The sequence below is a fragment of the Streptomyces sp. NPDC101151 genome (assembly GCF_044768335.1).
Lineage (GTDB): Bacteria > Actinomycetota > Actinomycetes > Streptomycetales > Streptomycetaceae > Streptomyces.
Window position 1 is genome coordinate 73427 of sequence record NZ_JBIWPP010000017.1, and the last position, 14624, is coordinate 88050.

Sequence of the window (14624 nt, forward strand, 5' to 3'; positions counted from 1 at the left end):
AATCGATGCCACCGCCCATGAAACTGACGCGGCGTTATTGACCCGCGAGTAAGCACCTCGCTAGGTTCCGGTGGCCTCCGCACCAGAGCGTCTTGCCGCACACCCCCCACCGTGCTGTCTTGCCGATTTCTCGGAGCATCATGACCTCGCCCGTGCGCGCCCACGATCTGATCCTGTGCCTCACCCCCTTCGGAGAACCCGACGCCGGGCTCGCCGCGGCCGCCTGCGCTGCAGGCGCGCTCGGCATCCTCGACCTGGGCGACGGCGACCGAACAGCCCGCGAGGAGCTGACCCGGCTGAAACGGGCGGCACGAGCTCCGTTCGGCGTGCGTGTGACCGGCCGCTGCGCCCTGGAGCCCGGCGAACTGGCCGGTGCGCCCGACACGGTCGTTCTTGCCGCCGACGCATCCTGGAAGGCGGGCGAACTGACCGCACGGTACCGGGTGTTGGCCGAGGTCACGGATCTCGCGCAGGCACGGGAAGCCGTCGGTGCCGGGGCCCACGGGCTGATCGCCCGGGGTAGCGAGAGCGGTGGCCGGGTCGGCGGTTCGACCACCTTCGTCCTGCTGCAACTGCTCCTGGCCGACGGCGAATTGAAGGTTCCGGTCTGGGCCTGCGGAGGCATCGGACCGCGTACGGCGGCGGCCGCCGTGGCCGGCGGAGCGGCCGGTGTCGTCCTCGACAGCCAGCTGGCCCTCCTGGCCGAGTCGCGGCTGCCGGAGACGGTGCGGGCCGCGCTGCGGTCGCTGGACGGTTCCGAGACGACGGTCGTCGCCGGTCACCGGGTGCTGCGCCGGCGTGGACCGGACACCCCACCCGTGCCGGCCGACGACGCCGGCACCGTCGCGTCCCTGCTCGGCGCACGCGACCTGCGCCGCCAACTCCTGCCGGTGGGCCAGGACGGTTTCCTCGCCGCACGGTTCGCCGAGCGCTGGGGCGATGTGCGCGGGACGGTACGCGCGGTGAAGGCCGCGATCGGGGAGGTCGTCGGGACGGGGGACGGTGAGGCGCCCGCAGACAGCGGGCCGGGAGGACCGGCGGTCAGCGGCCCGCAGGCGCTGACCGGCGCCGGGGCGGAGGAGCCGACCGCCGACGGGTTCGGGGAGCCGACCGTCGACAGAGCCGGGGAGCCGGCCCTCGGCGGGTTCGGGGAGCCGACCCTCGACGGGTTCGGGGAGCGAGGTGGCGGCGGATTCGTGGAGCCGGTCGACGGCGCGTCCGTGGAGCCGGCCGACGCCGGTCCCGCCCGTGCCCTGCGCCCCGGCTCGCCCATGAGCCGTGCGCTCGGTACCCGGCTCCCGGTCGCTCAGGGGCCCATGACCCGGGTCAGTGACCAGGCGGCCTTCGCCGTCGCCGTCGCCGCGGACGGTGCGTTGCCCTTCCTCGCGCTGGCCCTCGCCGACGGCGAGCGCACCCGCACGATGCTGACCGAGGCACGTGCCGTGCTCGACGGACGGCCCTGGGGCGTGGGCGTCCTCGGCTTCGCGCCCGAGGACATCAGGAACGCCCAGCTGGAAGCCGTACGGGAACTGCGTCCCACGCACGCGATCATCGCGGGCGGGCGGCCCGCACAGGCCGAGGCACTGGAGCGGGCCGGGATCCGCACGTTCCTGCACGTGCCCTCGCCGGGGCTGCTGCGCCAGTTCCTGGAGGCCGGGGCGCGCAGGTTCGTGTTCGAGGGCTCCGAGTGCGGCGGCCACGTCGGGCCGCGTGCCTCCTTCCCGCTGTGGGAGGCCCAACTCGCCGTACTGGAAGACTTTCTGACCGATGCCGACGCGGAGACCGCACGGCAGCTGGAGGTGTTCTTCGCGGGCGGGATCCACGACGAGCGGTCCGCCGCGATGGCCGCCGCGCTTGCCGCGCCCCTCACCGCCCGGGGCGCGGCCGCGGGCGTCCTCATGGGCACCGCCTACCTGTTCACGGAGGAGGCCGTCGCGCACGGCGCGATCCAGCCGCTCTTCCAGCGGCAGGTCCTGACCGCCACCGCGACCGCCCTGCTGGAGACCGCTCCCGGCCACGCCACCCGCTGCGTCCCCAGCCCCTTCACCGCCGACTACCGGGACCACGAGGCACGGTTACGCGCGTCCGGCGTACCCGACCGTGAGGTGTGGGAGGCGCTGGAGCGGCTCAACGTCGGGCGGCTGCGCATGGCGAGCAAGGGCGTCGAGCGGTCGGCCCAGGGCGAACTGACCGGCATCGGTGAGGAACGGCAGCTCAGCGACGGGATGTTCATGGCCGGTGAGGTCGCCGTACTGCGCTCGGCGACCACCACCCTCGCGGAGCTGCACCACGCGGTCACCGACGGCGCCGCCGACCTCCTCACCGCCCGGGCCGCACGGCCGGCCGCCCGCCGGGCCCCCGAACCGTCGCCCCCCGTCCCGCTCGACATCGCCGTGGTCGGCATGGCCTGCATGTTCCCGCAGGCCCCCGACCTCGCCACTTTCTGGGCCAACGTCGTCGCCGGACACGACGCCGTCACCGAGGTCCCGCCCGATCGCTGGGACCCTGCCGTGCACCACACGGCAGGCAGCACGGCCTCCCGGTGGGGCGGCTTCCTGCCCCGCATCCCCTTCGACCCGCTGCGCTACGGCATCCCGCCCACCTCCCTCGGCAGTATCGAGCCGGTCCAGCTGCTGTCCCTCGAAGCCGCCCGCAGAGCCCTGGACGACGCCGGATACGGGGAGCGGGGCCGGGAGTTCGACCGCTCGCGGACCTCGGTCGTCTTCGGTGCGGAGGCGGGCAGCGACCTGTCCAACGCGGCCACCCTGCGCGCGGTCCTCCCGTCGTACTACGGCAAGGTCCCCGACGGCCTCGACGAACAGCTGCCCCGGCTGACCGAGGACTCCTTCCCCGGCATGCTCGCCAACGTCATCTCCGGCCGCATCGCCAACCGCCTGGACCTCGGCGGTGCCAACTACACCGTCGACGCCGCCTGCGCCTCCTCGCTCGCCGCACTCGACGTGGCCTGCAAGGAACTCGTCTCGGGCAGCAGCGACGTCGTGCTGTGCGGCGGAGCCGACCTGCACAACGGCATCAACGACTTCGTCCTGTTCTCCTCGGTGCACGCCCTCTCGCCGACCGGCCGGTCCCGCGCCTTCGACGGCTCCGCCGACGGCATCGCCCTCGGCGAAGGAGTGGCCTGTGTGGTCCTCAAGCGGCTCGCGGACGCCGAACGCGACGGTGACCGCGTCTACGGCGTGATCAAGGGCCTCGGCTCCGCCAGCGACGGCCGTTCTCTCGGCCTGACCGCGCCCCGCCCCGAAGGACAGCGGGCCGCGCTGCTGCGCGCCTACCGCAACGCCGGAGTCTCACCCGCCGAGGTCGGCCTGGTCGAGGCGCACGGCACCGGAACGGTCGTCGGGGACCGTACCGAACTCGCCGTGCTCAGCGACGTGTTCACCGAGGCGGGCGCCGGTGCCGGCACCTGTGCGCTCGGCTCGGTCAAGTCGCAGATCGGGCACACCAAGTGCGCCGCCGGACTCGCGGGCCTGATCAAGACCACCCTCGCCCTGTACACCGGTGTCAAGCCGCCCACCCTCCACCTGGACCGGCCCAACCCGGCCTGGTCGCAGGAGGACAGCCCGTTCGTCTTCCACACCGGCGCCCGGCCCTGGGCCGCCCCGGCCGCCGAACGTCTGGCCGGAGTCAGCGCGTTCGGCTTCGGCGGCACCAACTTCCATGTGGTGGTGGGCGCTCACGGCGACGCCGTGCCGCCGCAGCAGACCCTGGACGCCTGGCCGGCCGAGCTGTTCCTGTTCCGTGGGAAGGACACCGCGGCGGCCCACCGGGACGTCGAGGAGATCCTGTGCGCCGCCGAGTCCGACGGCCGCCCCTGGCGGCTGCGCGACCTCGCACTCGCCGCCGCCCGTCGCGCCGACACCTCCCACGCGCCGGTGCGGGCAGCGGTCGTGGCCCGCGATGTCGAGGACCTGATCGGACAGCTGAGGCGCGTACGCGCAGGGGAGCACGACCCGGCAGCCGGGATCCACCCGGGCGATCCCGTCTCCGGTGATGCCAAGGTCGCCTTCCTCTTCCCCGGCCAGGGCAGCCAGCGGCCCGGCATGCTCTCCGACCTGCTGGTCGCCCTGCCCGAGCTGCGGTACTACCTGCACCTCGGCCGCGCTCACGCCGACACCCTGTATCCGCCCGCCGCCTTCGACGAGGCAGCCCGCGACCGCCACCGGGCCGCCCTCACCGACACCCGGGCCGCCCAGCCCGCGCTCGGCATCACGGGCCTCACCGCCCACGCCTTCCTCACCGCCGCGGGCGTCCACCCGGACCTCGCGGCCGGACACAGCTACGGCGAACTGGTCGCCCTCAGCGCCGCCGGGGCCCTCGACCCGGAGACCCTGCTGGAGCTGAGCACCGAGCGCGCGGGCGCGATCCTTGCGGCCGCGGGCGAGGAACCCGGCACCATGGCCGCCGTAGGAGCCGGCGCCGAGGACGTCGTACGCGCACTGCGCGCCGCGGGAGCCCCCGAGTCGGTCGTCGTCGCCAATCACAACTCGCCGGAGCAGTCGGTGATCTCGGGCCCCATGCCCGAAGTCGACACCGCCGTCCGCCTGTTGCGAGAGGCGGGCCTCGGTGCCCGCCGCATACCGGTCGCCTGCGCCTTCCACAGCCCGGTGGTCGCCGCCGCCGGGAAGCGGTTCGCCGAGGTCCTCGCGGACACGGCGGTACGGGCCCCCGAGTTCCCCGTCTGGGCCAACCGCACCGCCGCCCCCTACCCGCACGACGCCGACGCCGTACGCGGCGAACTCGCCGCCCAGATCGGCGCGCCCGTCGCCTTCGCCGCCCAGATCGAGGCGATGTACGAGGCGGGAGCGCGGATCTTCGTGGAGGCTGGCCCCGGCGCCGTCCTCACCCGGCTCGTCGGCCAGATCCTCGGCGACCGCCCTCATCGCACCGTCGCCGGCGAGCCCCGCGCCGACGGCGGCCTGACCGGCTGGCTCGACGCCCTCGCCCGGCTGGCCGTCGCCGGGCTGCCGGTGCGCACCGCCTGGCTCCTCCGGGGCCGCGACGCCGTCGACGCGCTCCGCGCACCGGCGCCGCGACGGCCCGGCTGGACGGTCGACGGACACCTCGTCCGCACCGCCGACGGAGCACTTCTCCCCGGTGCCCTGGCACCGGCCCGACGAGTGGTGGAGACGACTGTGACGACCGACCCGCAGCACGGCGCCCCGGCCGACCGGGACGCGCTGATCTCCGAATTCCTGCGCACCAGCCGGGAGATGATCGCCGCCCAGCGCGACGTGCTGCTCACCTACTTCGGCGCGGCGCCCGGCGCGACCCCGGCGCCGCCGGCCGCCCCCGCACCGCTCCCGCAGGCCGTGCTCCGCGAGCCGGGCCGACTGCCCGCCGCGGAGCCGCCGTTGCCCGAGATCGCCGAGCCGGGGCAGGACGTCGAACGCGTCGTCCTGGAGATCATCAGCGAGCGCACCGGATACCCCGTCGACATGATCGAGCCCGACCTCGACCTGGAAGCGGATCTGAGCATCGACTCGATCAAACGGGCCGAGATAGCCGGTGAACTCGCCAGACGCCTGGGGATCGCGGGCGGGGCGGAGGTCCTGGACGACGCGGAACTGGAGGAACTGGCCAAGGCGCGCACGGCGGCGTCCGTGACGGCATGGCTGACGGCGCGGGTCGGCGGGGGAGCAGGCGCGGACGCCGACCGGGGGCCTGGCACGGGCGCCGATCCGGAACCTGTCGCAGAAGCCGGCCAGGGACCGCGCGCAGGGACCCCGGCCACCGGGCGCGAGCGAACAGTGCACCCCGACGAGCAGACACTCCACGCCGAAGAGCAGACACTCCACGCCGAACAGCAAACCCCCCTGGGCCGCGCCCCGAAACGCTGCGAGCTGCGCCCGGCACCCCTGGCGCACCCTCCGGCCGGCCCCGCCTCCACCCTCTCTGGCAACCGGTTCTTCCTCCTGGGCGACGGTGGGGGAGCGGCGGCCGAGATCGCGGCACGGCTGCGGGCACACGGCGCCGACGCGGTGACCGTAGGCCAGGCCCAGCTCCTCGGCGAGGCCGACGGCACGGTGGACGGCGTCGTATACCTGGGCGCGCTGCCCGGCCCGGAGCTTCCGGTGCTGCCCGAGGCCTTCCCCGTGCTCCAGGCGGCCCTGGCACGCGCCCCCCGCAGTCTGCTGGCCGTCCAGCCGGCCGACGGCGAGCAGGCGACCCGGGCGGCCGGTCTCCACGGCCTCTTCCGCACCGTGGCCCGGGAGTACCCCGACACCCTCGCCCGGATCGTCACCGTTCCCGACACCGCTCCCACCGCCGTCGCCGACGCCCTGCTCGCCGAACTGCTCACACCCGAGCCGGCTCCCGTGGTCCTGCGCACCGCCACCGGGCAGCGGCACGGACTCGAGCTGGTGCCCGCGCCCCTGGGCCCGCTCGGCAGCACCGGAGCGGGACCCGCCGGGGACGGTGCGGCCGAGGCCACCGCGCTCGGCCTCGACCGGGACTCCGTGGTGCTGCTGGTCGGGGGCGCCCGGGGCATCACGGCGAGGTTCGCCGCCACGCTGGCCGCGGCGAGCCGGTGCCGTGTCGAACTGCTCGGCCGCACGCCCGCCCCCACCGCGCCCGAGACTCCTCAGACCGCCGCCGCCCGCACCGCCGTGGAACTGCGGACCGTCCTCGCCGGGACCGGCTCGCAGAGGCCCGCCGAGGTCAACCGCGCCGCCGAACTGATCCTCGCCCAACGGGAGATCACCGCCACCCTCGCCGAACTCACCGCCCTCGGCAGCGAGGCCCGCTACCGCTCGGTCGACTTCCGCGAGCGGGACGCCGCACTCCAGGCGGTCAAGGAGATCCACGCCGAACACGGCCGCCTCGACGGAGTGGTGTTCGCCGCCGGAGTGATCGAGGACCGGCTCGTCGCCGAGAAGAGCCCCGAGTCCTTCCGGCGTGTGTACGGCACGAAGACGGCCGGGGCCGCCGCCCTGCTCGCGGCGCTGGAGGACCTGCCCGACGGGCCGGCCTTCACGGTGCTCTTCGGCAGCATCGCCGCCGTCCTCGGCAACCGCGGCCAGGCCGACTACGCCGCCGCCAACGACGCCCTGGAACGCCTCGGCACCGACTGGGCCGAGCGGACCGGGCACCGTGCGCTCACCGTCCACTGGGGTCCCTGGGCGCCGTCCGGTATCCACAGCGGCATGGTCGGCGACGAACTCGGCCGCGAGTACGCCCGCCGCGGGGTCGAGCTGATCGACCCGGACGAGGGCACCGCGGCCCTGCTCCGGGAACTGGCCTGGGGGGACCGCTCGGCCCGCGCCGTCGTCTACACCGCCTCGGGCTGGTGAGATGACGGAGCATCAGACTCCGGTCGCCGTCGTCGGGATGGCGGTGCTGCTGCCCGGTGCCGCCGGCCTCGACGCCTACTGGCGCAACCTGCGCGACGGCGTCGACGCGATCGGTGACGTCCCCGAAGGCCGGTGGGACACCGACTACTACCGCCCGGGCACGGCCACGGGGCCCGCCGTCGCCGACCGGATCTACTGCCGGCGCGGCGGGTTCGTGGACGGTCTGGCCGAGGTGGAGGTGAGCCGGCACGGCATCATGCCCGCCTCCGTACCGGGCACCGAGCCCGACCAGCTGATCGCCCTCGACGTGGCCGCCGCCGCGCTCGCCGACGCGGGCGGCACGGACCGGCTGCCCGAACGGGACCGCATCGGCGTGGCCCTGGGCCGCGGCGGCTACCTCACCCCGGGTCTGGTCCGACTCGACCAGCGTGTGCGCACCGCGGGCCAACTCGTCCGCACCCTGGGTGAGTTGCTGCCCGAGCTGTCGACCGCCCAACTGGACAGCGTGCGTGCGGCGTTCACCGAGCGACTCGGCCCGGACAGCCCCGAGTCCGCGATCGGACTGGTCCCGAACCTCGCCGCCTCCCGCATCGCCAACCGGCTCGACCTGCGCGGCCCCGCCTATACCGTGGACGCGGCGTGCGCCTCCTCACTGGTCGCGGTCGACCAGGCGGTCACCGAACTCACCACCGGCCGCTGCGACATGATGCTGGCCGGGGGAGTCCACCACTGCCACGACATCACCCTGTGGAGCGTCTTCTCACAGCTCCGTGCCCTCTCCCCGACCGAGCGAATCCGCCCCTTCCATCGCGCGGCCGACGGCATCCTCATCGGCGAGGGAACCGGTGTCGTCGTACTCAAACGGCTCGCGGACGCCGAACGCGACGGCGATCGCGTGTACGCGGTGATCCGTGGCACGGGCGTGGCCAGCGACGGCCGGACCGCCGGGCTCGTCAGCCCGGACCCGGGCGGCCAGGCCCGCGCGGTGCGCCAGGCCTGGCGGGCCGCCGGACTCGACCCCGCCGCACCGCACTCGGTCGGCCTGCTGGAGGCGCACGGCACCGCCACACCGGCCGGTGACACGGCCGAACTCGCCACACTGGCCGCGGTGTTCGGGCCGGGCGCGGGCCGCGACTACGAGCGTCCGGTGCTCGGCTCGGTGAAGTCGATGATCGGCCACACCATGCCGGCCGCCGGAGTCGCCGGCCTCGTCAAGGCCGCCCTGGCCCTGCACCACGGCACCCTGCTGCCCACCCTCCACTGCGACGACCCCCACCCCGCCCTCGCGGCCACGCGCTTCCGCACCCTGGAACGGGCGCGCCCCTGGGAGACCGGCCCGGACCGACCGGCCCGGCGGGCCGCCGTGAACGCCTTCGGATTCGGCGGGATCAACGCGCACGTGGTGCTGGAGGAGGCGCCGGGCGCACGCGTGCGCTCACCCGCCCGGCCCCGGCGCCCGGAGACGGCGGCGACCGAACCCGCACGCATCCTCCTGCTCGCGGCACGTGGCGTCGACGCGCTCTCCGCCCTCCTCGACGCCGACGACTCGGCGGTCCTCGCCTCCGGGCTCGACCCCGCGCAGCCGCACCCCGACGCCGGCCCCGTGCGCCTCGGCATCGTCGAGCCCACCGCCAAACGGCTGGCCCTGGCCCGCCGCGTCGTCGGCAAGGGCCGGGCCTGGCAGGGCCGCAGCGACGTCTGGTTCCGGCCCACCCCGCTGCTCGGCCCCGCCGGGGGCAAACTGGCCTTCGTCTTCCCCGGCCTCGAAGGCGACTTCGCGCCCCGCGCCGACGACATCGCCGCCCACTTCGCCCTGGCCCCGCTCGACACGACCGGCACCGACGTACAGGTCGGCGACGTCGGACGGCACGGGTTCGGGATCGTCGGCGTGGGCCGACTGCTCGACGCCGCGCTGCGCCGCATGGGAGTCGTGCCGGACGCGGTGGCCGGGCACAGCGTCGGGGAGTGGACGGCCATGGCGGCCGCCGGACTGTACTCGGCCGCCCAGGTCGACGCCTTCATGGCCGAGTTCGACCCGGACACGGTGACCGTGCCGGGCCTCGCCTTCGCCGCCGTCGGCGCCTCCGCCGGGCGGGTGCGCACGGCTCTCGCCGAGGCATGGGGCGGCTCCGGGATCGTGCTGTCCCACGACAACGCGCCCCGCCAGTCGATGGTCTGCGGGCCGGACGCGGCGGTCCAGGACTTCGTACGGTCCTTCCGCGCCCAAGGTGTCCTGTGCCAGGTGCTGCCGTTCCGCTCCGGCTTCCACACACCGATGCTCGAACCGTACCTGGCGCCCATCAAGGAGGCCGCCGACCGCTTCCGGCTCCATCCACCGGCCGTGCCGGTGTGGTCCGGGACGACCGCGGCGCCCTTCCCGCAGGAGGAGACGGCGGTACGACAGCTGTTCGTACGCCACCTGCTGGAGCCCGTGCGCTTCCGCGAGCTGATCGAGTCCCTGTACGCGGCGGGCCACCGCACCTTCGTCCAGACCGGCCCAGGCCAACTGGGCTCTCTCATCGACGACACCCTCACCGACCACGACCACCTCACCGTCACCGCCAACTCGCCCCATCGCACCGGCATGGCCCAACTGCGCCGCGTGGCGACGGCGTTGTGGACGGCGGGGGCACGCGTGACACCGGCACCACCGCGCACCGGGGACCCCGGCACGGCCACCCTCGCGCAGCCACCTGAGCGGATGGCGGGCGCTCGGGGGCCCGAGCCGGCGGCCCGGGTCGAGGAGTCCGGGCGGGTACTTCGCGCGCAAGAGCCTGCGCCGGCGTCCAGCGTCCAGGCGTCCGCGGCAGCAGCCGCCCGTCCGCCCGTCCGGCTCGATCTCGGTGGCGCGCTGGTGTCCCTGGCCGGACCGGGCCTCGACGCACTGCGGTCGGAGCTGCGGCCGAGCCGGGCGGCAGCGCGCCCGTCGGAGCTGCCCCAGGGCGGCACGTCCACCCTCGACGAACTCGCCACCCGCTTCCCGGCCGCCGCCGAGCTGACCGCCCTGCTGCGGGACACCGCGGACACGGCGGCGGAGCTGATCGTGGCGAACGGCCGCCGAGGCGAAGGCGCGCCCGGTACGCGCGGGACCACCGCTCAAGCCACCAGCCATGCCGCAGTCCCCTTCGCGGCGCACCCGGCCCCCGTGGGCGCCGAAGCTTCCCGCTCAGCGCCTCCGCCGCCCCAGCGCGCCGAAGCTTCCCGATCAGTGTCCCCGGCGACCCCGCCCGCCGAATTCCGCCGCTCAGCGCCCCCGGCCGCTCCCCGCACCGCAGCCCGCCCCACCGCGCCCCAAGCCCCGGCGCGCGGGGCCACTGCTTCCGCCCCTGCCCCCGTCGGTACCTCCCCCACGCCCGTCCGCTCCCCCTCCGCCACCACGACCGTCCACGTCTCCGCCCGCACCATGCCCCACCTCCTGGACCACTGCTTCTTTCCGCAGCGCGCCGACTGGCCGAGCGTGGAGGACCGTTGGCCGGTGGTCCCCGCCACCACGATCGTCCGGCACATGATGGACGCGGCGGAGCAGGCGGCCCCGGGGCTGCGCGCGGTCGCCGTGCACGGTGCCCGGTTCGACCGGTGGCTCACCGCCACGCCCCCCGTCGACGTATCCGTCACGGTCACCCCCGAGCCCGGCCGCCCGGACCGCGTCGCCGTCACCTTCGGCCCCACGGCCCGCGCGGTGGTCGAACTGGCCCCGCACCACCCGGCACCGCCCCCGCCGGGCCCGCGTCCGGGCGTCCCCGAACGCGTCCCCGAGCACACCGCGGGCCAGATCTACCGGGACCGCTGGATGTTCCACGGCCCGGCGTTCCAGGGCCTCACCGAGCTGACCGCCCTCGGCGACCGGCACATGCGCGGAGTGATCACCGCACCCGCGGCCCCGGGCGCGCTGCTGGACAACGTCGGCCAGCTCCTCGGCTACTGGATCATGGCGACCGGCACCGAGCGCACCGTCGTGTTCCCGGTGCAGATGCGGCACATGCGGTTCCACGGGCCCCACCCGGCTCCCGGGGCGCGGGTCGTCTGCCTGCTGCGGATCACCTCGCTCACCGACACGGTCCTGGAGGCGGACGCGGAGCTGACCGTCGACGGCCGGGTGTGGGCCGTGCTCACCGGCTGGCAGGACCGCCGCTTCGACAACGACCCGCAGACCCGGCCCGTGGAACGCTTCCCCGAGCGCCACACCCTCTCCGAGGCCCGCCCCGGCGGCTGGACGCTGGTGCACGAGCGCTGGCCGGATCTCGCTTCGCGCGAGCTGATCATGCGCAACTCGCTCGGCGGCGCGGAGCGCACGGAGTACGCCGCACGCCCGCCGCGCGGCCGCAGACAGTGGCTGCTGGGCCGGATCGCGGTCAAGGACGCCGTACGCCAGTGGCTGTGGCAGCACGGCGAAGGCCCCGTCTTCCCGGCGGAGATCAGGGTGCACAACGACGAACTCGGCCGCCCGTACGTCACCGGCGTGCACGGCCGCACCCTGCCCCCGCTGGACGTCTCGCTCGCCCACCGGGCCGAGGCGGGCGTGGCGATCGTACGGCCGCACACCTCCCACCCCGGCCCCGGCATCGACATCGAAGAGGTCACCGCACGCGACCCCGCCACCCTCGCCACCGCCCTGGGCCCGGACGAACTGCGGCTCCTGAGCGCCCGGTGCGCGCAGGGCGACGCGACGGAAGCCCTGTGGTTCACCCGTTTCTGGGCCGCCAAGGAGGCCGTCGCCAAGGCTGAGGGCATCGGATTCGACGGCCGCCCCAGGGACTTCGCCGTGCGCGAGGCCGCCCCGGACGGGAGCCGGCTGGTGGTCTCCGGCCGGCTGGAGCGCGCCTACACCGTGCACTGTGCGCAGGCGAGCAATCCGCCGGCCCTGGCCCGACGCGACTACGTCGTGGCCTGGACCACGGGCCCCGGGGGCGGCGAAGAACAGCACGACGGAGCATCCGACGACGGCCGACACCCCGAAGCAGCCGAGGAGTACGCCCGATGAACCCCATCCAGCCGGTGCCGGCGCAGCCCACCACCGACATCGTGCTCGCCGAGATCACCGGCATGCTCCGCACCCTTCTCGCGGAGTACGGCGAGGACGACGTGGAGATCGGCATGTCCACCACCTTCAACCGCGACCTGGAGCTGGAGAGCATCGACCTCGTCACCCTGGCCGGCCTGCTGGAGGAGCGGTACGGACGGCGGGTCAACCTCGCCGAGTTCCTGGCCGGCATGGAGTTCGACGAGATCATCGAACTGACCGTGGGCCGGCTCGTCGAGCACGTGGTGCGGAGCCTGCGGACCGCGGAGGCGGGCTGAGCCATGGCGATGATCGACGCCGGCGGAGTCCGGCTGCACGTCCAGCGCATGGGCCCCCCGGACGGCCGTACCCCGCACGCCACGGTCGTCCTTGTGCACGGACTCCTCACCGACAGCCTGGCCAGCTACTACTTCACCGTCGCCCCCGCCTTCGCGGCGGCCGGCCTGGACGTCGTCATGTACGACCTGCGCGGGCACGGCCGCAGCGAGCGCCCGCCGGACGGCTACACGCTCGACCACAACATCGGCGACCTGGAGGCGCTCCTCGGCCGGCTGGGCGTCACCGGGCCCGTGCACCTCGTCGGCAACTCCTACGGCGGCACCGTCGCCTTCGGTCTCGCGGCCCGCCACCCCGAACGCACGGCCAGCCTCACCCTGATCGAGTCCGAACCCGCCACCGCGGCCTGGGCCGTGAAACTGGGCGGCATCCTGCGCCGGGTGCTGACCGAACTCGCGCACAACGAGCCCGACGCCATCGCCTGGATCACCGCCAACCGCGGCCACAACACCGCCCGCCTCGCCAAGGGCGCGGCCCGGCTCGCCCGCGAGACCACCCTCGGCCGGGACATCCCCGCGAGCCGGGTGCTGACCGAGGAGCAGATCAGGGCCGTCCGCTGCCCGGTCCTCGGGGTGTACGGCGGTGACTCGGACCTGGTGGACCTGGTGCCGCTGAACGAGGCCCTGCTCACCGGCTTCCGGCCCGTCGTACTGCCCGGACACGAGCACTCGGTGCTGGTCGAGGCCGCCGCGACCGTCGGCGGGCACATCCTGGACCTGATCCACTCCGTCGGCGCCGCGCGGGCGGGGGTCCGGTGAGCGGGTTCCTGTTCGTCGTCCCGCCCCTGGTCGGGCACATCAACCCGGCCGTCGGCGTCGCCGCCCGGCTCACCGCGCGCGGACACCGGGTGGCCTGGGCGTGCGCCGAGCCGGCGCTGGTGCACCGGCTCGCGGGCGAGGACGCGCACGTCTTCGCGTGCGCGGGCCCGGTGCCGGGTGCCGACGGCGCCGTACGGCCGCCCGACCTGCGGGGCGCGGAGGCGCTGAAGTTCCTGTGGGAGTGGTACCTGGTGCCGCTCGCCGACGCGATGGCACCGGGCGTCCGCGCGGCCGTCTCGTCGTTCGGCCCCGATGTGGTCGTCGCCGACCAGCAGGCCTTCGCCGGCGCCCTGGTGGCCGAAGACCTCCGTCTGCCCTGGGCGACCTCGGCCACCACCTCGGCCGAGTTCACCGGCGCCTACGACGGACTGCCCAAGGTCGCCGAGTGGCTGCGCCGGCGCCTGACCGAGCTGCGCACCCGGATCGGCGACCCGGCCGGCACCGCCGACCCGCGCTGTTCGCCGCACCTCCTGCTCATCTTCAGCACACCGGAACTCATCGGCCCCCAGGCGCCGTTGGGGCAGCGGATCCACTATGTCGGCCCGTCCCTCGCCGACCGTCCGGCCGGGCCCGGCTTCCCCTGGGACCGGCTGGACCCCGGCCGGGCGAAGGTCCTGGTGACCCTGGGCACCGCCAACGCCGACGCCGGCGGCCGCTTCCTCGCCGAGTGCCGCACCGCAGTGCGCGAACGCGCCGACCGGGTGCAGGCGGTGCTCGTGGACCCGGGCGGCACCCTGCCCGCCGACCTCGCCGACAAGGACGTACTGATCCTGCCGTCCGTACCCCAACTCCCGTTGCTGGAACGGATGGACGCGGTCGTCTGCCACGCCGGACACAACACGGTGTGCGAGGCGCTCTGGCACGGTGTGCCGCTCGTCGTGGCGCCCATCCGCGACGATCAGCCCGTGGTGGCCGCCCAGGTCGTGGACGCGGGCGCCGGCGTCCGGGTCCGCTTCGGCCGGGTCACCGCACCCCGGCTGGGCGCCGCCCTCGACACCGTCCTGCACGACCGCGCCCTCCGGGCCGCCGCCACACGCGTCCGCACCGCGTTCCGAGCCGCGGGCGGCGCCCGCGCCGCCGCCGCCCACCTCGAACGACTGGCAGCACCCAGCAGCCGATGAGCCACGTCCGGAAGGACAA

At 75.0% G+C, this 14624-nt stretch carries 5 protein-coding genes; all 5 read left to right on the forward strand.

The features are described from left to right. The first annotated feature begins 140 nt into the window (after positions 1-140). Genes ACIRU3_RS27775 through ACIRU3_RS27795 form a run of 5 tightly spaced genes read left to right on the forward strand, consistent with a single transcriptional unit; the run spans position 141 to position 14605 of the window. Positions 141-7310, forward strand: coding sequence for an SDR family oxidoreductase (locus ACIRU3_RS27775; protein ID WP_404061476.1), 7170 nt, complete (start codon positions 141-143; stop codon positions 7308-7310). A 1-nt stretch (position 7311) separates the two neighbouring features. Beyond that, positions 7312-12291 carry a beta-ketoacyl synthase N-terminal-like domain-containing protein gene (locus ACIRU3_RS27780; protein ID WP_404061478.1) on the forward strand — a complete coding sequence of 1660 codons (4980 nt, stop codon included), beginning with the start codon at positions 7312-7314 and terminating at the stop codon, positions 12289-12291. After that, positions 12288-12608: an acyl carrier protein gene (locus tag ACIRU3_RS27785; protein WP_404061480.1), complete on the forward strand. Its 321-nt coding sequence runs from the start codon at positions 12288-12290 to the stop codon at positions 12606-12608. The genes ACIRU3_RS27780 and ACIRU3_RS27785 overlap by 4 nt, the downstream gene beginning before the upstream one ends. A 3-nt stretch (positions 12609-12611) precedes the next feature. Next, a complete protein-coding gene (locus ACIRU3_RS27790; protein WP_404061483.1) occupies positions 12612-13424 on the forward strand; it encodes an alpha/beta fold hydrolase in 813 nt (270 codons plus the stop codon). Next, complete coding sequence (locus ACIRU3_RS27795) at positions 13421-14605, forward strand: glycosyltransferase (RefSeq protein ID WP_404061486.1); 1185 nt, start codon at positions 13421-13423, stop codon at positions 14603-14605. The genes ACIRU3_RS27790 and ACIRU3_RS27795 overlap by 4 nt, the downstream gene beginning before the upstream one ends. The last annotated feature ends 19 nt before the right edge of the window (positions 14606-14624 follow it).